At 72.3% G+C, this 21,617-nt stretch carries 21 protein-coding genes; 17 read left to right on the top strand and 4 right to left on the bottom strand.

Annotated features, from left to right (window positions below):
• Positions 1–7 precede the first annotated feature (7 nt).
• From OP86_RS37760 to OP86_RS05345, 8 genes are all read left to right on the top strand, one after another.
• Positions 8–343 (top strand): acyl-CoA thioesterase, encoded by a 336-nt coding sequence (locus OP86_RS37760; RefSeq protein ID WP_234434871.1) that lies wholly within the window; start codon positions 8–10, stop codon positions 341–343.
• Positions 340–2,709 (top strand): oxidoreductase, encoded by a 2,370-nt coding sequence (locus OP86_RS05375; RefSeq protein WP_030256554.1) that lies wholly within the window; start codon positions 340–342, stop codon positions 2,707–2,709. Before OP86_RS37760 ends, OP86_RS05375 begins: the two co-directional genes overlap by 4 nt.
• A gap of 9 nt (positions 2,710–2,718) precedes the next feature.
• A complete protein-coding gene (locus OP86_RS05370) occupies positions 2,719–3,693 on the top strand; it encodes a carbon-nitrogen hydrolase family protein (protein ID WP_030061858.1) in 975 nt (324 codons plus the stop codon).
• Positions 3,690–4,808, top strand: a complete 1,119-nt coding sequence (locus OP86_RS05365; RefSeq protein ID WP_030061857.1) for a cupin domain-containing protein — start codon at positions 3,690–3,692, stop codon at positions 4,806–4,808. Before OP86_RS05370 ends, OP86_RS05365 begins: the two co-directional genes overlap by 4 nt.
• A 35-nt stretch (positions 4,809–4,843) precedes the next feature.
• Positions 4,844–5,737 (top strand): fumarylacetoacetate hydrolase family protein, encoded by an 894-nt coding sequence (locus tag OP86_RS05360; RefSeq protein WP_030061856.1) that lies wholly within the window; start codon positions 4,844–4,846, stop codon positions 5,735–5,737.
• Positions 5,738–5,781: 44 nt separating this feature from the next.
• Positions 5,782–6,540, top strand: coding sequence for a maleate cis-trans isomerase family protein (locus OP86_RS05355; RefSeq protein WP_030061855.1), 759 nt, complete (start codon positions 5,782–5,784; stop codon positions 6,538–6,540).
• 110 nt (positions 6,541–6,650) lie between these two features.
• The gene (locus OP86_RS05350; protein WP_030061854.1) at positions 6,651–7,493 is read left to right on the top strand and encodes a PaaX family transcriptional regulator; all 843 of its coding nucleotides are present in this window, start codon (positions 6,651–6,653) and stop codon (positions 7,491–7,493) included.
• Positions 7,490–9,109, top strand: coding sequence for an amidohydrolase (locus OP86_RS05345; RefSeq protein WP_030256550.1), 1,620 nt, complete (start codon positions 7,490–7,492; stop codon positions 9,107–9,109). The genes OP86_RS05350 and OP86_RS05345 overlap by 4 nt, the downstream gene beginning before the upstream one ends.
• Before the next feature lie 40 nt (positions 9,110–9,149).
• On the opposite strand, the gene OP86_RS05340 is transcribed toward OP86_RS05345, so the two are convergent.
• On the bottom strand, positions 9,150–9,668 hold the full coding sequence (locus tag OP86_RS05340) for a universal stress protein (protein WP_030061851.1): 519 nt from the start codon (positions 9,666–9,668) through the stop codon (positions 9,150–9,152).
• Positions 9,669–9,763: 95 nt separating this feature from the next.
• Positions 9,764–10,393 carry a hypothetical protein gene (locus tag OP86_RS05335; RefSeq protein WP_051829713.1) on the bottom strand — a complete coding sequence of 210 codons (630 nt, stop codon included), beginning with the start codon at positions 10,391–10,393 and terminating at the stop codon, positions 9,764–9,766.
• Positions 10,394–10,590: 197 nt separating this feature from the next.
• Between OP86_RS05335 and OP86_RS05330 the strand changes: the two genes are divergently transcribed.
• The 6 genes from OP86_RS05330 to OP86_RS05305 all read left to right on the top strand — a co-directional run bounded on the left by OP86_RS05330 (position 10,591) and on the right by OP86_RS05305 (position 17,343).
• A complete protein-coding gene (locus tag OP86_RS05330; RefSeq protein WP_030061849.1) occupies positions 10,591–11,346 on the top strand; it encodes a TnsA-like heteromeric transposase endonuclease subunit in 756 nt (251 codons plus the stop codon).
• Complete coding sequence (locus OP86_RS05325; RefSeq protein WP_030061848.1) at positions 11,346–13,415, top strand: Mu transposase C-terminal domain-containing protein; 2,070 nt, start codon at positions 11,346–11,348, stop codon at positions 13,413–13,415. Before OP86_RS05330 ends, OP86_RS05325 begins: the two co-directional genes overlap by 1 nt.
• Positions 13,412–14,443: a TniB family NTP-binding protein gene (locus OP86_RS05320; RefSeq protein WP_030061847.1), complete on the top strand. Its 1,032-nt coding sequence runs from the start codon at positions 13,412–13,414 to the stop codon at positions 14,441–14,443. The genes OP86_RS05325 and OP86_RS05320 overlap by 4 nt, the downstream gene beginning before the upstream one ends.
• Positions 14,440–15,162 (top strand): TniQ family protein, encoded by a 723-nt coding sequence (locus OP86_RS35590; protein ID WP_106973331.1) that lies wholly within the window; start codon positions 14,440–14,442, stop codon positions 15,160–15,162. The genes OP86_RS05320 and OP86_RS35590 overlap by 4 nt, the downstream gene beginning before the upstream one ends.
• 526 nt (positions 15,163–15,688) lie before the next feature.
• On the top strand, positions 15,689–16,447 hold the full coding sequence (locus tag OP86_RS05310; RefSeq protein WP_078588575.1) for an alpha-ketoglutarate-dependent dioxygenase AlkB: 759 nt from the start codon (positions 15,689–15,691) through the stop codon (positions 16,445–16,447).
• 143 nt (positions 16,448–16,590) lie between these two features.
• Positions 16,591–17,343, top strand: coding sequence for a VOC family protein (locus OP86_RS05305; protein WP_030061844.1), 753 nt, complete (start codon positions 16,591–16,593; stop codon positions 17,341–17,343).
• Between the two features lie 140 nt (positions 17,344–17,483).
• Here OP86_RS05305 and OP86_RS05300 read toward each other — a convergent pair whose 3' ends face one another.
• Positions 17,484–18,023 (bottom strand): Lrp/AsnC family transcriptional regulator, encoded by a 540-nt coding sequence (locus OP86_RS05300; RefSeq protein ID WP_030061843.1) that lies wholly within the window; start codon positions 18,021–18,023, stop codon positions 17,484–17,486.
• Between the two features lie 45 nt (positions 18,024–18,068).
• Between OP86_RS05300 and OP86_RS05295 the strand changes: the two genes are divergently transcribed.
• From OP86_RS05295 to OP86_RS05285, 3 genes are all read left to right on the top strand, one after another.
• Positions 18,069–18,986: an NAD-dependent epimerase/dehydratase family protein gene (locus OP86_RS05295; RefSeq protein WP_030061842.1), complete on the top strand. Its 918-nt coding sequence runs from the start codon at positions 18,069–18,071 to the stop codon at positions 18,984–18,986.
• Positions 18,983–19,882: an aldo/keto reductase gene (locus OP86_RS05290; protein ID WP_030061841.1), complete on the top strand. Its 900-nt coding sequence runs from the start codon at positions 18,983–18,985 to the stop codon at positions 19,880–19,882. The genes OP86_RS05295 and OP86_RS05290 overlap by 4 nt, the downstream gene beginning before the upstream one ends.
• Before the next feature lie 422 nt (positions 19,883–20,304).
• Positions 20,305–21,027, top strand: a complete 723-nt coding sequence (locus tag OP86_RS05285) for an alpha/beta hydrolase (protein WP_030256540.1) — start codon at positions 20,305–20,307, stop codon at positions 21,025–21,027.
• 22 nt (positions 21,028–21,049) lie between these two features.
• On the opposite strand, the gene OP86_RS05280 is transcribed toward OP86_RS05285, so the two are convergent.
• Positions 21,050–21,613, bottom strand: a complete 564-nt coding sequence (locus OP86_RS05280; RefSeq protein WP_051829712.1) for a universal stress protein — start codon at positions 21,611–21,613, stop codon at positions 21,050–21,052.
• Between the last annotated feature and the right edge of the window lie 4 nt (positions 21,614–21,617).

Genomic DNA, 21,617 nt, shown 5'->3' with positions numbered 1-21,617 from the left:
CTCCGCCGTGCAGCGCTGGGCCGAGGCGGCGGAGGCCGCGCTGCTGCGCCGGCTCGGGCTGGCGGAGCTGTTCGGGCGGATCCCCCGGGTGCACTTCGAGGCCGACTACCGCGAGCGGCTCTGGTTCGGGGACGTGGTCCGCACCGAGCTGCGGGTGGTCCGGGTCGGCGGTTCCTCGCTGCACTACGCCTTCGAGGTGCACGGCCCGCAGGGGCTGGCCGCCAGCGGGCGGATGTCGGTGGTGCACGCCGCGCCGCACACCGAGGGCGCCGAGCCGTGGCCCGCGCAGGTGCGCCGTGCGCTGACCGAGGCCGGGCCGCAGCAGCCGGAGGTGGTGGGATGAGCACCGCGCCGAGCGACCGGGCGCGCCGCATCGCGGTGATCGGCGCCGGCCCCGGCGGGCTCTACTTCGCCGCCCTGGCCAAGCAGCTGGCGCCGGACCGGGAGATCACCGTCTTCGAACGGGACGGCCGGGAGGACGAGTTCGGCTTCGGCGTGGTCTTCTCCGACGAGACCCTGGACGGCATCGCGCAGGCCGATCCGCAGGTCTTCGCCGCGATCGGCGCCGAGTTCGCGCGCTGGAGCGACATCGACATCCGCTACGCGGGGCGGGTGCGCACCAGCGGCGGCCACGGCTTCGCCGCCCTGGACCGCAACCGGCTGCGCGCCATCCTGCGGCAGCGCTGCGCCGAGCTGGCGGTGGACATGCGCTACCGCACGCCCGCCCCGCCCGTCGGGCGACTGGCCGCCGAGTACGACCTGGTGGTGGCCGCCGACGGCATCCGCTCCGGCACCAGGGCGGCGTACCCGGAGGCCTTCCGCACCGAGACGGACGAACGGCACTGCCGCTACATCTGGCTCGCCACCGACAAGGTCTTCGAGGCCTTCACCTTCATCGTCGAGCAGTACGACTTCGGCGTGCTGCAGGTGCACGCCTACCCGTACAGTGCCACCCGCTCCACCTTCATCGTGGAGATCGCCGAGGACGCCTGGCGCCGGGCCGGCTTCGAGGCCTTCGCCGCACAGGAGTTCGCCCGCGGCGAGAGCGACGTGGCGAGCGTGCGGCGCTGCGCCGAACTGCTGGCCGGCCACCTGGAAGGCCACCGGCTGATCCCCAACGCCTCCCGCTGGATCCGCTTCACCACGGTGCGGAACGCGAGTTGGCGCCACCGCAACGTGGTGCTGCTCGGCGACGCGGCGCACTCCGCGCACTTCTCGATCGGCTCGGGCACCAAGCTGGCCCTGGAGGACGCCCTGGCTCTGGCCGCCTCGCTGAGCGAACAGCCGACCCTGGACGAGGCGTTGGCGGCCTACGAGGCCGAGCGGCGCCCCGTGGTGGAGTCCACCCAGCGCGCCGCACAGGCCAGCCTGGAGTGGTTCGAGACCATCGGGCGGCGCACCGGGCAGGGCGTCGACCAGTTCGCCTTCAACCTGCTCACCCGCAGCCGCCGCGTCACCTACGACAACCTCCGGGCCCGCGACCCCGCCTTCGTGGACGCCGCGGACACGGCCTTCGGCGGCTCGCCCGGCATCCCGCCGATGTTCCGGCCGCTCAAGCTGGGCGCGCTGGAGCTGCGCAACCGCGTCGTGGTACCGCCGCTCGCGACCTTCACCTCCCCCGACGCGCTGCCCAGCGCCTTCGACCGGGCCCAGCTGTCCGCGCACGTGCTCGGCGGCGCGGGGCTGGTCCTCGCCGGGATGGCGGCCGTCAGCCCCGAGGGCCGGGCCACCGACCACTGCCCCGGCCTGTGGACCGGCCACCAGGAGCAGGCCTGGCGCGAACTCCTCCGAGCTGTCCGGTCGGTGAGCGACACGCCGCTCGGCATCCAGCTGACCCACGCGGGCCGCCGGGGCGCGACCGCCGTCCCCGGGCCGGACGGCATCGGGCGCCCGCTCGCCGAGGGCTGGCCGCTGCTCGCCGCCTCGGCGCTGCCCTGGGACGCCGGCAGCCCGGTGCCGCACGAGGCCGGCGACGTCCAACTGGCCGCCGTCACCGCGGACTTCGCGGCGGCCGCCGAGCGCGCCGCGCGGGCCGGATTCGACGTGCTGGAGCTCCAGTTCGGCCACGGGCACCTCGTCTCCTCCTTCCTCTCCCCGCTCACCAACCGCCGCACCGACCACTACGGCGGCCCGCTCGCCCACCGGTTGCGGCTGCCGCTGGAGGTGCTGGCGGCGGTGCGCTCCGCCTGGCCGGCCGGGCAGCCGCTGCTGGTGCGGATCTCGGCGAGCGACTGGGCGCCCGGCGGCACCACCGAGGCCGAGGCCGTGGCGATCTGCCGCGCGCTGGCCGAGGCCGGAGCGGACGCGGTGGACGTCTCCACCGGCGAGGTCGTGGCGCACCAGCGGCCGCCGTACGGGCGCGGCTACCAGACGCCCTTCGCCGAGCTGGTCCGCACCGCCACCGGCCTGCCGACCATCGCGGTCGGCGCGATCTCCGGGCCGGACGACGCCAACTCCGTCCTGCTGGCCGGGCGGGCCGACCTGGTCGCGGTCGGCCGGGCCCAGCTGTACGACCCGCTGTGGACGCTGCACGCCGCCGCCGAGCAGGGCTACACCGGGCCGGGCGCCCGCTGGCCCGGGCCCTGGCGGGCGGGCAGCCGCAAGCCGCCCGGCCCGGGCGCCGACCGGGTCGCCCCGCGCCTGCACCTGCTGCGCGAACCACCCGCGCCCGTCCACCGCCGCTGGTCGCCGACCCGGCCCGAGGAGTGAGGAGGAACCATGCCCCACCTGCCACGATTCACCGCCGCCGCCGTGCAGGCCGCCCCCGTCTACCTGGATCCGGCCGCCACCGTCGACAAGGCCGTCGAGCTGATCCGGGAGGCGGCCGGCCACGGCGCCGAACTGGTCGTCTTCCCCGAGGTCTTCGTGCCCGGATACCCGTACTGGAACTGGACGATGAACCCGGTGCAGGGCTCGCCCTGGTACGAGCGCCTGTACCGCGCCGCCGTGGACGTGCCCGGCCCGTACGTCGACACCCTGCGCGCGGCCGCCCGCCAGGCCGGGGTGGTGCTGGTGATCGGCGTCAACGAGCGCGGCCGGCACAGCCTGGGCGTGCTGTACAACACCCTGCTGATCATCGACTCGGACGGCGAACTGCTCAGCGCCCACCGCAAGTTGGTGCCGACCTGGGCCGAGAAGCTGACCTGGACCCAGGGCGACGGCAGCACCCTGAAGGTGCACCGCACCTCCGTCGGCCCGCTCGGCGCGCTCGCCTGCGGCGAGAACACCAACCCCCTGGCCCGCTTCACCCTGCTGGCCCAGGGCGAACTCGTCCACGCCGCCTGCTACATCGCCCTACCGGTGGCCCCCGAGGACTACGACATGGCGGAGGCGATCGCGCTGCGCGCCGCCGCCCACTGCTTCGAGGGCAAGGTGTTCACGGTGGTCTCCTGCTCCACCCTCTCTCCCGAGATCGTGGACCTGATCGCCGGCGAGGACCAGCAGGTCCGCAAACAGCTCGCCCGCCCGCGCAGCGCCCTGTCCGGGATCTTCGGCCCGGACGGCCGCGCCGTCACCGAACCGCTGGTGGACGAGGAGGGCATCGTCTACGCCGAGATCGACCTCGGCCGCTGCATCCAGCCCAAGCAGATGCACGACATCGTCGGCCACTACAACCGCTTCGACGTCTTCCGGCTGCACGTGGACGACCGACCGCTGCGGCCCCTGGTCTTCCCCGAGGAGGAGGACGCATGACCGAGCAGAACGACGACCGCATCGGCCGGGCCCGCGTCACCGACAGCCCCGAACTGCTCGCCTACTACGATGAGTTGGCCAAGCACGAGGCCGGGGCCCTGTGGACGGTTGCGAACGAGATCGAGCCCTGGTACCCGCAGCCGAAGTCCGTCCCCGTGCTCTGGCGCTACGCGGACCTGCGCCCGCTGGTGCGCAAGGCGCTGCCCCTGGTGAAGGCCGACGACGCCGGCCGCCGGGTGGTGATGCTGGTGAACCCCGGGCGCCGCGAACTGAGCGCCGCCGTCGGCCTGTTGTACACCGGCCTGCAGATCATGGGCCCCGGCGAGGCGATGACCGCCCACCGCCACCAGGCCTCCGCCCTGCGCTTCGTCCACGAGGGCACCGGCGCCTGGACCATCGTGGACGGCCAGAAGCTCAAGGTCGGCCCGCGCGACTTCGCCATCACCCCCAACAACACCTGGCACGAGCACGGCAACGAGGCCGACGACGCCCCGGTGATCTGGCAGGACGGCCTGGACATCCCGCTGGTCAACACCCTGGACGCCAACTTCTACGAGGTCCACCCGGAGCTGTACCAGCGCCCCGGCCCGGTGGTGAACTCCTCGCTGCTCAGCTACGGCGGCAACCTGCTGCCGTACGGCTCCGAGAAGTGGAGCAGGCCGTACTCGCCGCTGTTCGGCTGGCCCTGGGAGCCCAGCTACGACGCACTGCGCCGACTCGCCCGCGCCACCGAGGGATCGCCCTACGACGGCGTCATCATGGAGTACACCAACCCCGTCACCGGCGGCCCGGTGATGCCGACCATGGCCGCCCATCTCCAGCTGCTGCGCCCGGGCCAGGCCACCCGCGCCCACCGGCACACCGGCTCGGTGGTCTACACGGCGGCCAAGGGGCGCGGCGTCTCGATCGTCGCCGGGCAGCGCTTCGCGTGGCAGCAGGGGGACATCTTCGTCGTCCCGTCCTGGGCCTGGCACGAGCACGCGAACCTCGACGAGGGCGAGGACGCCTGCCTGTTCTCCTTCAACGACTTCCCGGTGACGCACTCGCTCGGCCTGTACCGCGAGGAGGCCTACCCGGACCACGACGGGCACCAGCCCACCACGACCGCCGCCTGACCAGATCCGACCGTCCGACCGGGAGACCCACCACCATGCACCTGTTGACCTACTGCTCGGACGGCGACGACACCCCGCGCCTCGGCGCGCTCCTCGCCGGGGACCGGGTCGCCGACCTCACCGCCCTCGCCACCGCCGCCGGATCCCAACTGCCGGACAGCCTGCTCGGGTTGATCCGGTCCGGGGCCCCGGCCCTGGCCACCGCGCGCGAGCTGCTCGCCGGAACGCCGGCCACCCGGCCGCTCGCCGGCGTCCGGCTGCGGGCGCCGCTGCGCCCCGGCAAGATCGTCGGCGTCGGCCTCAACTACGTGGAGCACGTGGCCGAGTCGCACCGCACCCTGGACACCGAACGCGAACTTCCCGACCGCCCTGTGCTGTTCAGCAAACCGTCCACCGCCGTCACCGGCCCGGGCCAGCCGATCCGGCACAACGCCGACCTCACCAAACAGCTCGACTGGGAGTGCGAACTCGCCGTGGTGATCGGCGAACCGGCCTTCCAGGTCGCCGAACCGGACGCCCTGCGGCACGTTTTCGGCTACAGCATCGTCAACGACATCAGCGCCCGTGACCAGCGCCGCTCCGGCCAGTGGTTCTTCTCCAAGGGCCAGGACAGCTACGCGCCCTTCGGCCCGGTCGTGGTGACCGCCGACGAGATCCCCGATCCGCAGCGGCTCGACCTCTCGCTGAAGGTCAACGGCGAACTGCGGCAGGACTCCAACACCCGCCACATGCTGTTCGGCATCGCCCGGCTGATCGCGGACATCTCCTCCGGCGTCACTCTGGAGCCGGGCGACGTGATCGCCACCGGCTCCCCCTCGGGCGTCGGCGCGGGCATGGTGCCGCCGCAGTTCCTGCAGCCCGGCGACCTGGTCGAGGCCACCATCGAGCGGATCGGCACGCTCGCCAACCCCGTGATCGACGCCCGCTGAAGCTCGCCAACCGTGATCGACGCCCGCTGAAGGGAGCGCCACCGATGCCGACCTACCGGATCGGCCAGATCGTCCCGAGCTCCAACGTCACCATGGAGACCGAGGTCCCCGCGCTGCTGCGGGCCCGCGAGGCGGTCGCCCCCGAACGGTTCACCTTCCACTCCAGCCGGATGCGGATGACCAAGGTCACCCCCGAGCAACTGCGCGCCATGGACGGCGAGTCCGACCGCTGCGCCACCGAGCTCTCGGACGCCCGGGTGGACGTGATCGGCTACGCCTGCCTGGTCGCGGTGATGGCCACCGGCCCCGGCTACCACCGCGAGGCCGAGCAGCGGCTGCACCGGCGCACCGTCGAGAACGGCGCGCCCGCACCCGTGGTCACCAGCGCCGGCGCGCTGGTCGCCGGGCTGCGGACGCTCGGTGCCGAGAAGGTCGCGATGGTCACCCCGTACCTGCGGCCGCTGGCCCGGACGGTGGTCGACTACCTCGCGGCGGAGGGCATCGAGGTGCTCGACCACGCCGCCCTGGAGATCGCCGACAACCTCGACGTGGCCGCCCACGACCCGGCCCGGCTGCCCGCGATCGCCCGCGGCCTCGCGCACGCCGACGCGGACGCCGTGGTGCTCTCCGCCTGCGTGCAGATGCCCTCGCTGTCCGCCGTCGAGGAGGCCGAGCAGCAACTGGGCAAGCCGGTGGTCTCCGCCGCCGTCTGCACCGCCCACCAGCTGCTCCGCGCCCTCGGCCTGCCGGCCTTCGCGCCCGGCGCGGGGCACCTGCTCTCCGGCGCCTACGCGGAGGCCTGAACGTCCGGGAGCACCGCTATGATCGCGACCGGTCACGGGTCACCCGGCCAGCCGGGCACAAAGCCGCAGGACCACCGGACCACCTGGCCATCGGGGAGGAGCGCCCACGCATGTCGGAGAGCACGCCCCGGCCGAGTTCCCTGATCCACACCGTCTACGGCGAGTTCGTCCGCCGCCTCGGCGGCTGGATATCCATCGCCGACCTGATCGCGCTGATGGCCGAACTCGACGTCGACGGCCCGGCCGTCCGCTCGGCGACGTCCCGGCTGAAGAAGGCCGGCACCCTGCTGCAGGAGCGCCGCACGGGTACCGGCTACCGGCTCGCCCCCGCGATGGAGCCGGTCTTCGAGGAGGGCGACCGCCGGATCTTCCACAGCCTGGAGCCCGCCGAGCTCTCCGACGGCTGGGTGGTGGCGGTCTTCTCGGTGCCCGAGTCCGAGCGCGCCCACCGCCACCAGCTGCGCTCCCGGCTGAGCTGGCTGGGCTTCGGCAACGCCGCCCCCGGCGTCTGGCTGGCGCCCGCCCGGTTGCTGCCGGACGCCCGCCGGCTGCTGGAGCGGCTCGGGCTGAGCGCCTACGTCCACCTCTTCCTCTCCGCCGAGTACGCCGGCTTCGCCGATCTCCGTACGGCGGTGGCGAGTTGGTGGGACCTCCCGGCGATCGAGGCGCAGTACGCGGCCTTCGCCGACGCCTGGCGCCCGGTCGCCGAGGAGCTGCGCGGGCGGCCCCGGACGGACCCGGCCGAGGCGTTCCGCAGCTACGTCCCGATGCTCACCCAGTGGCGCCGTCTGCCCTACCTGGACCCGGGTTTGCCCGCACAACTGCTGCCCGCCGACTGGAACGCCGTCCCCGCCCGCGCGGTCTTCACCGAGGTGCACGGGCTGCTCGCCGAGCCCAGCCTGCGGTACGTCGAGAAGGTCACCGGTCTGTCCCACCCCCAGGAGCCGTCATGACCGCCCAACCCCCGGCGGACCTGCTGATCCGCGCCGCCGCCGTGCACACCCTCGTCCCCGGCGAGCCCGCGCAGCGCGCGATCGCCGTCACCGGCGGCCGGATCACCGCCCTGTCCCCGGCCCCCGACGGCCTGGACGCCCTGATCGGGCCGGCCACCGAGGTCGTGGACGCCCCGGGCTCGACCGTGCTGCCCGCCTTCGACGACACCCACACCCATCTGGTCCTGGCCGCGCAGAGCGTCCACGGCGTGCCCGTCCACCGGGCCCGCGACCTCGCCGGGTTCCTCGCCCTGATCCGCGAGCGCGCCGCCCGCACCCCCGCCGGGGAGTGGATCCACACCACGGTCAACTGGCAGGAGGTGCTGCTGGCCGAGCAACGGATGCCCACCACCGCGGAGTTGGACGGCGCCACCGCCGACCACCCGGTGCTGGTGCGCCGCGGCGCGTACAACATGGTGCTCAACTCGGCCGCGCTCCGGCTGGCCGGGATCACCGAGGCCACCGAGGCCCCGCCCGGCGGCGTGATCGAGCGCGACGAGCACGGGCGGCTCACCGGCCGGCTGGTCAACCGGGCGGTGGAGCTGGTCGAGCGGGTGCTGCCGCGCCCCACCCCGGCCGAGCGGATCGAGGGCCTGCGCGCCGCCTCCGCGGACTTCGCCGCCACCGGGATCGGCACCGTCCGGGACTGCCTCGTCCCGGTCGAGGACCTCGATGTGCTGGACGCGGCCCGGGCCGAGGGCGCGCTCGCCGTCCGGGTCCGGGCGCTGGTCTCCGGCTTCACCGCCCGGACGCCCGAGCAGGTGGACGCGCTGCTGGACCGGATGGACGCCTGGCGCGCGGACGGCCGCGACGACGACCGGCTCCGGCTGTGGGGCGTCAAGTTCGGCATCGACGGCGGCTTCGAGGCGGGCGCGCTGGAGGAGCCGTACCAGGGGCAGCCGTGCTACCACGGGCGGCTGCTCTGGGAGCCGGCCGAGCTGCTCGCGGCGGTGGAGCGGGTGGTCGGGCGCGGCTGGCGGGTCGGCGTGCACGCCTGGGGCGACCGCGGTCTGCGGGTCCTGCTCGACGTCTTCGAGCAGGTGATCAAGGGCCGCCCCGGTCTGCCGCCCGGCACGCTGGTGGTCGAGCACGGCGGCCTGGCCCGGCCCGACCAGCGGGCCCGGGCGATCGCCCTCGGCATCCCGGTGACCGTCCAGCACCCGCTGCTGCACGACGGCGCGCTCACCCAGCAGCGAGCCTGGGGCGAGGAGCGCACGGCCGCGATCTTCCCGCTGCGCGAGTGGCTGGACGAGGGCGCGCTGCTCACCGGCGGCTCGGACTTCCCGGTCGGCCCGTACGGCGCCATGGTCTCGGTGTGGGGCATGACGACCCGGGGCACCACGGCCGGGGTGGTCGGCCCGGAGCACGCGATCGACCGGGCCGAGGCGGTCGCCCTGCACACCGTCAACGCGGCCCGGCTGACCGGCGAGAGCGAGCTGCGCGGCCACCTGCGGCCGGGGGCGTTCGCCGATCTCACGGTGTGGCCGCTCGACCCGTTGGACTGCCCGGCGGACGCGCTGCGCGAGCTGCTGCCGACCCGTACGGTGGTCAACGGCAGCACAGTGCGCCGATCCTGACGAGTAGTCAGGCGGTTTCGCCGTACGTCTGGCCGGGCGGTCAGGCGGCGACCAGCTCCCGCAGGTCGATCCCGCGGTGCAGCGCGCGCAGGTCCTCGTGCAGGGTGGACGGCGGCACGACGAGCACGCCGCAGCGCGCCCGGTCGAGGCAGTGGCGGGTGACCGATCGACGCAGCAGCCGCTGCGCCCGGGCGCGTAGGCCGCCCTGCTCCCCGGTGCTGACCACCAGCAGGTCGCCCGGGCGGTCGGCCAGCTCGGTCAGCACCGCGCCGGCCTCGCCGCGCACGACCAGCGGCCGCACCGGCACCCCGACCGGAAGTCCGCCGAAGGCCTGCTCCAGCGCGCTGTCCATCCGCGCGTCGGCGAGGTCCTGCCAGGCGCGGAGCAGCGGCGGGCACGGCCGCGCCCGGTAGTTGCGCTCGCCGCCGACCGGCGTCCAGGCGAGCACCGGGACCAGGACGGCCTGCCGGATCCGGGCCTCCTCCGCCGCCCGATGCAGGGCGGTGAGGCTGTGCAGTGAGCCGCTGACTCCGACGATGACGCGAGCGCCGTCCGACATGATCCTTCGCTTTCCGATGCCGAGCTTCTTGAGTGACTGGGATTATGCTGCCATGCTCGCCGCACAGCCTGCAAATCGAAGGCATTCACTGAATATCACCTTGCATCGCCCCTGCCCCCGGGTTGTGCCTCCGGGCCCCGGCCGACGGCCGGCCGGACCTCCTGGAGCAGCCCCCAGGTGAAGTCGGCCGTCCAGGGGCGCACCCGCCCGTCGCTGTCCGGAGCATCGAAGTCCAGCTGGAAGCGGGTCGGCGCGCTCCCCTCGCGCGGCACGGCGGGCGGGAAGGCGGCCCCGACGTCGCCCACCACGCAGCTCCACGGCGCGAGGTCGGCGGCCGTCCGCAGCTCCGGCCCCGGGCGGCCCTCCGCCCGCACCAGCCACTCGTTCAGCACCGGCGCACCGATCTCCACCGGGCCCAGCAGAATTTCGAAGCGCAGCTCGGGCCAGAGCGGTAGCTCCCACTGCCGCGCGGTGCACGCGAGGTCCCCGATCCGGCGCGGCACACTCGCCTCCGCCGGACCGAGCACCGCGGTGTACCGGGCGCCGCCACGCGGGAACCGGGGCGACCGGACCATCGCCTGCCAGCGCTTGTTCGCCTCCCGCATCGAGGCCCGGTCCGCACCCAGCCTCCGCACCGCGTCCTCGACCAGCACGGGCCGGAAGTCGGCCATCCGACGCAGCAGCACCAGCTGGAACTCGCCGACCCCGAAGCCATTGATCGCCATATCCGCAGGTTAGGACGTGACCGGCGGAAAGAGGGGGATATTCGAGCAGGCGTTCGAATAGAAGCGTACGCTGGCCCCATGCACGGCACCCTCCCCCTCTGTCCCGTCTCAGCGAAGGCTGCGCGTTCTCACTGGATCTTGGTTACCGGTAGGTTCGTCTCACCGAAGATTGAGCGGTTGGCTGCCGAGGGGCGAGGGTGGCGGTGGGGAAGCTCGCGGGAGCGCATGGGGATCCGGCGCTCACCGCGTTTGAGCTGGGGTTTTACGAGGACGAACTGCTCGTCCGGCGGTCGTTGGGCGCCGGGTGGAACTGCGCGTTGGAGCGAGTGGCGCCGGTGCGCCCGTTCCGCTGGTCGAAGGGCGGGGAGAGCTTCGCGGGCTGGTACTACGCCGCGACGACCCGGGACCACGTCGGCTACGAGTCGTGGCTCGAACGTGACCGGCTGATCCTCCTCGATGCGGATCCCGAGGTGGTCGGCATCGCATCGCAGCCGTTCTGGCTGCACTGGCACGACGGCCGGCGCAAACGGCGTCACGCTCCGGACTACTTCGTGCGGCTCGCGGACGGCCGTGGCCGGGTCGTCGATGTTCGGGCGGGTGACCGGATCGATGAGGCGGCTGCGGAGTCCTTCGAGGCGACGGCGCGGGCCTGCCGGGCGGTGGGCTGGGAGTTCGTGCGCGCGGGTGTTCCGGATCCGGTGCTGATGGCGAACATGCGGTGGCTGTCGCGCTATCGGCGGCAGCGGTGCGGGCGGCGCGAGGACGTCGTGGTGCGACTACTGGAGGTCTTCGACGAGCCGACCGCGTTACGGGCGGGGGCCATGCGGGTCGGTGATCCACTGCTGGTGCTGCCCGTGCTGTTCCATCTGCTGTGGTCGGGGGTTCTGGTGACGGATCTGGGCTCGCGGCTGCTGGGTTCGGACAGTTCGGTGCGAACGGCAAGGGGGCGGTGATGGGCAGATTGGCGCGACCTGACGGCCTGGCGGTTGGTCAGCGTGTCCGGTTCGACGGTCAGATCCGGCTGGTACTGGAAGTCACGGGTCGTTCGGTCGTGCTCTCCGAACTCGGCGGCGAGCCGCGGTCTGTGCCGCCGGCGGTGCTGTTCGCGGACGGTGACTTCGAGCTCGTGGACACCGTGGGTCGGATGCCGCTGCCCCCGACCTCGATGCTGGAGACGCTGCCACGGCCGGTGTTGGAGAAGGCATTGTGGTGGGAGGAGCACATCCTGGAGGTCCTGCACGGGCTGCCGCCGAACGCCGCGCCGGGCACGCAGCCGCGGCCGGAGTACGCCGCCGGCCGGTCGCTGACCTCGCGGGAGAAGACGAAGGCCGCCGAGTTGAGCGCGGCCGGGCACAAGGTCAGCGCGAGTACGGTCGGCAACTACCGCCGCCGCTACGAAAATGGCGGTGTCCTGGGGCTGGCGGATCGCCGTCCGGTGCGCAAGACGCCCCGGTACGGTTTGGTGGACGAGGCCGTCGTCGCCGCGATGCGGCAGGCGATCAGCGAGGCGGTGGACGCCTCCACCCGCACAGGCACGTTCCTGTTGTGGCGAACCAGCGAGATCCTCAGGGGCGAAGCTCAGGGCATTGAGGTCCAACTGCCCTGCCGGGCAACGCTCTACCGGCTGCTGGACAAGCTGACCTCGGGCACACACACCACCGGTTCGGCGGTGACCCGCAGGTCGCGGGCTCATGGGGCGAGTGCCCCGTTCGGTGAGCTATCGGTCTTCGCGCCCGGTGAGGTGATGCAGATCGACTCCACTCCGCTGGACGTGCTGGTCCGTCTCGACGACGGTGTTCCTGGCAAAGTCGAGCTGACCGGGATGATCGATGTCGCGACCCGCACGGTGACCGCGGCGGTGCTGCGGCCGACCACGAAAGCAGTCGACGCGAGCGTGCTGCTGGCCCGCACGGTCACTCCGGAGCTGATGCGTCCGGGCTGGGTCGATGCTCTGCGGATGTCGCGGTCGGTGCTGCCGCACCGGCGACTGCTGAGCCTGGACGAACGGCTGGAGCATGCTGCCGCGCGGCCGGTGATCGTGCCGGAGATGATCGTCTGCGATCACGGGAAGGCGTTCATCTCCCGCAACTTTCTTGCCTCGTGCCGGTTCCTGGAGATCGACTTCCAGCCCTCGCACAAGGGATCGCCCTTCGAGAAGGGCCACATCGAGAAGATGCTGAGCTCGGTGGGGACGCTGTTCACGCAGTTCCTGCCCGGCTACACCGGCCGCAGCACCGACCACCGGGGCCGCCATCTGGACAAGCAGCCTTTGTGGTCGCTGCTGGAACTGCAGGAGCTTCTGGACGAGTGGATGGTCGCGAAGTGGCAGAACCGACCGCACGATGGTCTGCGTGATCCTGCCCTTCCAGGGCGGCTGTTCACGCCGAACGAGAAGTACGCCGCGCTGGTCGAGGCCTGCGGCTACGTTCCGGTCGCGCTCAGCGGCGACGACTACGTCGAGTTGCTCCCGGCGGTCTGGCGGACCGTCAACGACTACGGCATCAGGATCAAGTACCGCACCTACGACAGTCCGGAGCTCACGCGGATGCGCCGCCAGCACTCGGGCGTCGCGGCGAAGAAGGGCCTGTGGGAGGTCCACCACGACCCCTACGACGTCTCGCGGATCTGGGTACGCGACCACCACGCTGGCACCGGCTGGGTCGAGGCCACGTGGAAGCACCTGAACCGGGTCCCGGTCCCGTTCGGGGAGCTGGCCTGGGACCACGCCCGCCAGGGCCTGCCCGAGGCCACCGAGACCGAGATCGCGGATGCGGTCGCCGCTCTGCTTGCCCGGGCCCATGCCGGGCCCGGCCAGCCGGCCCCACCGAAGCGCACGGCCCGTGACCGTCGGGTTGCCGCACGCACCCGTGCCACTGGCCCCAGCACCCCGCGTCCTCGGCCCGACCCCACACTCCCCGCAGACCCCGAGCCCGAACAGCGCGAACCGCAGGACGAGCCGCTGGCCGAGGTGATCCCTCTGGGCCTGTTCGACCCGTTCGAGAATCCCTGGAGAAACGCATGACCAGCGTCGGCCCCATACCGGGCGGCTTCCTCGAAGACGCCGAAGAGGAAGCCGGCCAGCACCTCACCACCCTGGACGGCTGGCGGCAGTTTCTCACCGAGGCACCATCGGCACCACGGCTGCGATCCGAAGGAGAGTTCGCCGCGCTGCCGGTGGCCGAGCAGGAGCTGGACGACGAAGCCCGCCTCGACCATCACGCGAGGCTGCTGGTCGTGGCCACCTCCACCGTCCGCCACACTGTCACATCCGGACGGCGCCTGGTCCTGCTCAATCGCCATGCAGTCAGCGCACGCCGCGGCCTGATCGTCTCCGGACCAGCCGGCACCGGCAAGACCATCGCCATCACCCAACTCGGACGCTCGCACGAACTACTGGACCGGGCCCGTCAGCCCCACGCGACGGGCCGGATCCCCGTTCTCTATGTCACCGTCCCGCCGGCCGCGACCGCGCGCATGATCGCAGCCGAGTTCGCCCGCTTCCTCGGCATCCCCGTCCGCCGCCCCTGGAACATCACCGACATCATCGAGGCGGTCGTGGGGATCTGCACCGACGCTCGCACCGGCCTGGTCCTAGTCGACGAGCTGCACAACATCTCGCTCACAACCCGGCATGGCAGCGAAGTCGCCGACACGCTCAAGTACTTCTCCGAACGCATCCCCGCCACGTTTGTCTACGCGGGCATCAACATCGAGCGCACCACCCTGCTCTCCGGAACCCGCGGAGCCCAGATCGCCGGCCGCTTCACTCTCATCCCCACCCACCCTTTCCCCTACGGGCCCGAATGGAAGAGCCTGGTGGCCACCTTGGAGAGCACCCTGATGCTCCGCCGCCAAATTCCCGGCACTCTCACTGGCCTGGACCGCTACCTCCACGAACGCACCGGCGGCATGATCGGCGCGTTGTCCCACCAGATCCGCGGTGCCGCCATCGACGCCATTCTTTCTGGCAACGAGCAGATCACCCGCGAAAGTCTTGCGGCCGTTCCTCTGGACTACACCGCCGAGAAAACAGCTGCGGCCAGCCAGTGAGCGGCTATCCCTCAGACATCCTCAAGCCCCTGCCGATCCGGGTCCGTCCTAAACCTGCAGAGACCATCGACTCCTTCATCCGTCGGCTCGCGCAGGCCAATCACATCAAGCCCAGCCGTCTCTACAATCTCCTCACCTGGGAGTCGATCTCAACCAGCAGGCCTGAAATCGACCAGCTCGCAACACTATCCCGTGTCGATCCTGAGATACTCGGACGGACCCTGGTCAATGCCCTGTCGCTCCTGACATACGTCAAACCATCTCCGAAACTTAGCGACACCGAGAATACCGAGAGGCAGAAGTTCTTCGAGATCCAGCGCGATGCCCAAAACCGAGGGCTCACTGTCCGCGCACTGGCCACACGACACGACGTCTCCCGCCGGACCGTCCGCCGGGCACTCGGATCCCCGCGACCCCAGCCTCATGAACTGGCTCGGCGACAGGTGCGGGTCATCGAGCCCATAAGGCACCTAATCGTCCCACTGCTTGAACAGAACATCAATATTTCAGATATCTGGACCCGCCTGGTCGATGAACACGGAATCGCACTGCGATGGATGGCCCTCTACCGCTTTGCCCAGACCTGGCGACTCGACCAGAACCGCGACTCACCCAACCCCGGGACCTATCCCCACCGACCGCCTCACCGAGCGAACGAAATCATGAATCAAGATGCGGCGGTTCCGGCAATTCAATTAACTCACCGGAACCGCCCATGATCCGCCTTTACCTAATGACTCAAATAGCCACCCAGACAGTCACCTGCGGCTACTTTCGACCGCGGACCGCCCTGACAAGGTCAGCGAGAGCCCGGAGAATCTCAGGCCGCTGATCACCGGAAGTCCCATCCAGGGCCCTCGACCCGATTCCGATGGCAATAATGGCGATTGCGACAACCACCACGACGGGCACAATAACGAACTGCCACAGCTCCATAAATAGGAGGCCTTTCCAGTTTTCGCCGGAAAGTGTGTGCGCAAGCCCCTTCGGAGTCCCATATGGCAGCACCTGGGGAACCAGAAGAGTGCAGCACACAGTTCCGGAACCCAAAGTTCCATTGCTGTGCGCACCCTAAATTGGTTCCCCGGCTCCGATCCACCAGCTCCGATCGGGGCGATCGAAGCGGCTTCTCAGATTCGGTAGCGGTCGCTAGCGCGACGCACTGTCAGGAAGGCACCTGCCGGGTTAGCTGACGGGTTTCGGGCGAACATCGCCCTACGCTTCGAGCGAGGCTAGTCATCAGCCATGCCGTCGGCAAGTGCTCAGTTCAGCGGCCTGCCCGCCGACCCTTTCTCGGCCTCCCGGTCGCGAGCCCACCTCCGACGGGAGGGGCGATCAGCCTTCGGTGAGATCACTCAAACTTCGCTGAGACAGGACACCCTCCAGCCCTCGCTGTTCGACGACGCCGACCGCGACGGCCCCCGCCTCGGCCTGCTCGCCGGCCTGCGACGACAGGTGCTCGGCGACGGCGCCTGGCTGGACCTGCTGCCGGGGTGGCTGCACGGCGCGGACGAGCTGTTCGAACAGCTGGCCGGGGCCGTCCCCTGGCGGGCGGAACGCCGGGAGATGTACGAGCGGATGGTGGACGTCCCCCGTCTGCTCGCCTCGTACCCTGCCGACGCCGAACCGCCGCACCCGGTGCTCGGACAGGCCCGGACGGCGCTGAGCCGGCACTACGCGGACGAGCTCGGCGAGCCGTTCCGCACCCTCGGCCTCTGCTACTACCGGGACGGCCGGGACAGCGTGGCCTGGCACGGCGACCGGATCGGGCGCGGCGCCCACGAGGACACCATGGTGGCGATCCTGTCCGTCGGCGAGCCGCGCACCCTGGCCCTGCGGCCGCGGTACGGCGGCGGAGCGGTCGTCCGCCACCCGCTCGGCCACGGGGACCTGGTGGTGATGGGCGGCTCCTGCCAGCGCACCTGGGAGCACGCGATCCCCAAGACCGCCCGCCCGGTCGGCCCCCGGATCAGCATCCAGTTCCGGCCGCACGGCGTCGCCTGACGCCCCCGCTTGCCACCCGCCGACCGGACGCGGAGGCTGGCCGAAGGGGGCCGGCGCCACCAGCGGGCCCGGCGCCACCAGCGGGGTCGATGCCCCTGACAGGCCCGGTGCCCCAGGAGCGCCGGCGCCACCAGGAGGGCGGCATGCCGAAGGCGGGCAGGTACCACGAGGGCGTCCCGTGCTGGGTCGTCCTGACGACCCCGGACGCCCCGCGCGCGCAGCGCTTCTACGGCGCGCTGTTCGACTGGGAGTTCGTCCCGACCGGCCCCGCCGAGGCGGTCGCCACCCGGTACGGCGCCCAGGTCGCGGCCGTCGGACAGCACCCGGACACCGCCCGGGCCGCCGCCTGGACCACCCACCTCGCCTGCACCGACCTGCGCCGCACCGCCGCACTCGTCCGCGCCGCCGACGGCCGGATCACCCGCGAGCCGTACGAGGTGCCCGACCAGGGCAGGGCCGCACTCGCCGTCGACCCGCTCGGCGCGCCCTTCGGCCTCTGGCAGGCGGGCACCATCGACGGCGCCGGCCTGGTCGACGAGCCCGGCGCCCTCGCCTGGAACGAGCACCTCTCCCCCGACCCGGACACCGCGCGCACCTTCTACCGCCGCCTCTTCGGCTACACCTACGACCGGCCGAAGGCGGGCCACACCCTCGCCCGGGTCGCCGGCCTGCCCGCCTGCAGCATCGGCCCGGGCGCCACGGCCGCGCACTGGCTGGCCCACTTCGGGACCGCCGACACCGACCGGGCGGCCGAGCGGCTGCGCGCCCTCGGCGGCACCGTCCTCTCCGGGCCGGAGCCGACACCGTACGGCCGTGCCGCGCTCGTCCGGGACGACGCCGGGGCGCGGTTCGTCCTGGTCGCCGTCCCGCCCCGGGAGTCCGCCCAGGCGGCCTGAGCCGCGACCCGACGTACCGGGTCACCGGTGGGCGCCACGCCCTCGGGCCGGTGGTGGCCCAGGTCGGGCTGCGGATCTCGCGCGAACTGGGCTCCGACCGACAGCCGTCCTGAACCTGCTCCCCCGCGTCCTCGGCTCCGTCAGTCCGAGGGCAGCAGCACCCGCTGCTCCACCGGTGAGGAGAGGATCACCGAGGTCGTCGTGCGGCCGAGCACCGCGATCGCCTCGATCAGCTCCTCCAGGTGCGTGGTGTCCCGTGCGGCGACCTTGAACACCCAGCAGTCCTCGCCGATCACGTGGTGCACCTCCAGCACCTCCGGCCGGTGCAGGAGCTCCTGGCTGCGCAGGTACTTCACCGTCATCCGGGCGTGCGGCGAGACCCGGACGAAGGCCCGGATGCCGTACCCCAGCCGCCCGGGCGCGACCTGCGCCGCGTAGCCGGTGATCGTGCCGCCCGCCTCCAGCCGGCGCACCCGCTCACCGACCGCGGCCGGGCTGAGGTTCACCCGCCGGCCCAGCTCGCTGAGCGTGATCCGCCCCTCGGACTGGAGCAGTTCCAGCAGCCGCAGATCGACCGCGTCCAGACCGCCACCGGCACCGCTGCGGGCGCCCGCTGAGGAATCCTCGGCCGAACCGCCCGACTGCCGTTGGTCTTTCGGTCGTAGCGCCTGAACTCCCATGATCACCCCTTCATCGAACCGCGCCGCACCATAACACTTGTGGTCATGGAAAACGTGCTCGTCATCGGGGGAAACCGGTACTTCGGACGGCAGTTGGTCACCCGGCTGCGCGACTCCGGCGTACGGGTCAGCGTGCTCAACCGGGGCTCGGCACCACCGCCGCCGGGCGTCACCCCGCTCCTCGCCGACCGCTCGGACGAGGCCGCGCTGACCGCCGCACTGGCCGGACGCGACTTCGACGCGGTGATCGACCAGGTCTGCTACACCCCGCGGCAGGCCGAGGCCGCCGTCCGCGCCTTCGCCGGACGGACCGGCCGCTATCTGATGACCTCCACCATCGAGGTCTACGACACCGCTGCCCAGCACCCGCCGGTCCGCCCGCTCCGTCCGCTGGCCGAGTCCGTCGTCGATCCGGGCCGGTGGCCGATTCAGATCGAACTCCCTTGGGACGACGCCGAGTTCGCCGAAGGCTCGTACGGCGGGGGCAAGCGCCAGGCGGAGGCGGTGTTCACCCGCGCCGGGGCGTTCCCGTTCGTGTCCGTGCGGCTCGGCCACGTGCTGGGCGCCGCCGACTTCACCGGGCGGCTGGCCCACTACACCGACCGCATCGAGGCCGGCCTGCCCGTCCTCGTCCACCCGGAGGACCTGCCCTCCTCCTACACCCACGACACCGAGGCCGCCGCCTTCCTCGCCTGGGCGGCGGGCGAGGAGTTCACCGGCCCGGTCAACGTCGCCTCGCACGGCGAACTCACCGCCACCGCCCTCTGCGAGCTGATCGCGGCCGGCCGCCCGTACCGCACCACACCGCCACGGCCCGGACAGCAGGCCTCGCCGTTCTCCTTCGACCGCTACTACGGCATGGACAACTCCCGGGCACAGCAGCTCGGTCACCCCCTCACCCACACCCGCGACTGGCTGCCCGGCCTGCTCGCCGCCACCCGTGGACAGGAGCTCCCCGCATGACCACCGGAACCACCGCCCCGACCACCCGTCTCCTCGGCACCGTCCGGACCAGCGCCATCGGCCTCGGCGCGATGCCGCTCTCCGTCGAGGGCCGCCCGGACGAGGCCCGCGCCGTCGCCACCGTCCACGCCGCCCTGGACGCGGGCATCACCCTGATCGACACCGCCGACTCCTACCACTGGCACGCCGACGAGTACGGCCACAACGAGGAGTTGATCGCCCGGGCCCTCGCTTCCTACGGCTCCGACGCCGACCGCGTCCTGGTCGCCACCAAGGGCGGCCGCGGGCGCCCCGGCGACGGCTCCTGGACCATCGACGGCGACCCGGCCCACCTCAAGCGCGCCTGCGAGGGCTCACTGCGCCGCCTCGGCGTCGAGGCGATCGGCCTCTATCAGCAGCACCACCCGGACCGGAACGTCCCGTACGCCGACTCGCTCGGCGCGATCCGGGAGCTCTACGAGGAGGGCAAGATCCGCGCCGCCGGCATCTCCAACGTGGACGTGGCGCAGGTCCGTCTCGCCCGGGAGATCCTCGGCGACGCCCTGGTCTCGGTGCAGAACGAGTACTCCCCCGCCGTCCGCACGCACCAGCCCGTCCTGGACCTGTGCACCGAACTGGGCCTGGCCTTCCTGCCCTGGAGCCCCCTCGGCGGAATCGGCCGCTCCGCCGAACTCGGCGGCGCCGGCGAGGAGTTCGCCGCGATCGCGGCCGAACGCGGAGTCAGCCCGCAGCGCGTCGCCCTCGCCTGGCTGCTGGCCACCTCCCCGGTGACCATCCCGATCCCGGGCGCCAGCCGCCCCGAGACCATCCAGGACTCCGCCGCCGCAGGAGAGTTGGTGCTCAGCAGGGAGGAACTGACCCGCCTCGCGAACGCGGACGGGGCCCGGCACCTGTGAAAGGCACCGGACCCCGTCCGACAGTGGAGCGCCAGGCCCGGGTTGCACGGACTCTCCCTACTGAAAGTAGGACGTGCTCTGGTAGCACCGCTGACGCCTGACGAGGAATCATCTCCCTCGCGACAAGAGAAATACTAGCAGCTCAACGGCCATGCGCCGAACCACGAACCAACCACCCGCAGACGCAGAAGCAGACGTACCCGCAGACGCGTCCACGAACGCGAACGGGGCCCGGCACCTGTGAAAGGCACCGGACCCCGCCCGACTGTGGAGCGCCAGGCCCGGGTTGCACGGACTCTCCCTACTGAAAGTAGGACGTGCTCTGGTAGCACCGCTGACGCCTGACGAGAGATCGTCTCCCTCGCGACAGGAAGTACGGTACCAGCTGAGTGATCAACCACCGAATCGGAGGCGAACCCCGCATGACCACCGCTCCACCCGAGGCCGTTCCGTACGCCGACGGACGGCTGATGGACGTCCACCGCCCGGCCTCCGGCGCCGCCGGGCCGGCCCCCATGGTCCTGCTCTGGCACGGCCGGGGCCCGAACGAGCGCGACGTGCTGCGGCCGTTGGCCCGGGAGGCCGCCGGCCATGGCCTGCTGGTGCTCGTCCCGGACTGGAGCGCCGACCGGGCCGACGGCGGCCGAGCCGAACTGCTCGCCTCCCTCGCCCAGGCCCGCCGCATCGCCACCGGGTTCGGCGGGGATCCGGCGCGCTTCGTGCTGGCCGGTTGGTCGATGGGCGGCCGGGAGGCCGTCGCCGTGGCCACCCACCCGGACACCCCCGCCGAACTCCGGCCCACCGCCGCCGTCGGCATCGCCTCGCACTACTCCGACCCGGCCGTCACCACCGGGGACGCCCCGCTCGACCACCTGGCCGCCGGCCCGTCGCCCGTCCCGCTCTGGCTGGTCCACGGCACGGCGGACGAGATCGTGGACATCGGGCACACCCGGCAGCTCAACGCTGCCCTGACACAGCAGATGTCGACCGTACGGAACCTCGAACTCCCCACCGACCACGCCGGCGTGGTGATGACCGCCTACAGCCCCGAGGCCCGGCGCTGCCTGCCCGCCACGGCCGCCGACACCCTGGAGGCGGGCCGCCGCACCGCCGCCGTCCTCGCCGAGGCGGCCGGACGGTCGTGAGCCACCGGCCTTGAACCGGTGGTCAGTTCCGGGCGAGCGGCGTGCGCGGCCCGTACGCGCGCATCCCGCGCCCGCGCGTCCCGTGCCCGCGCTCCAGTGCTTCGAGGTCGCGCTGCAGCGGCGGGTGCGGCACGGTCAATACCGGGCAGGTCGCGTGCCGCACGCAGTAGGCGGTGACGGACGGGTGGACCAGCCGGGCGAGGCGGCCGCGGTCGCGCCCGGCACCGAGGACGAGCAGGTCGCCGGGGCGGTCGGCGCACCGCACCAGGGTGTGGGCGGTGTCGCCGCGGACGGCCTGGCAGCGCAGCCGAACGCCCGCGTAGCGCCCGGCGAAGGCCTCGTCGAGGGCCTGCCGCAGCCGGGCCACGGCAGCGTCGCGGCCGGCGTTGACCACCGGCGGGCAGGGGCTGCGACGGTAGCCGAGTTCATCGCCCGGCGGGGTCCAGCACAGGACGGCGAGCACGTCGGCGTCCGTCCGGCGGGCCTCGGCGACGGCGCGGTGGAGGGCGGCGAGGCTGCCGAGCGAGCCGCTGACGCCGACCACGATCCGGCCCTCGTCCACACCACTGTCCGCGCTGTCCACCATGACC

The organism is Streptomyces novaecaesareae (assembly GCF_000716875.1).
Classification (GTDB): Bacteria; Actinomycetota; Actinomycetes; order Streptomycetales; family Streptomycetaceae; genus Kitasatospora; species Kitasatospora novaecaesareae.
This window is presented reverse-complemented; position numbering and strand designations above follow the sequence as displayed.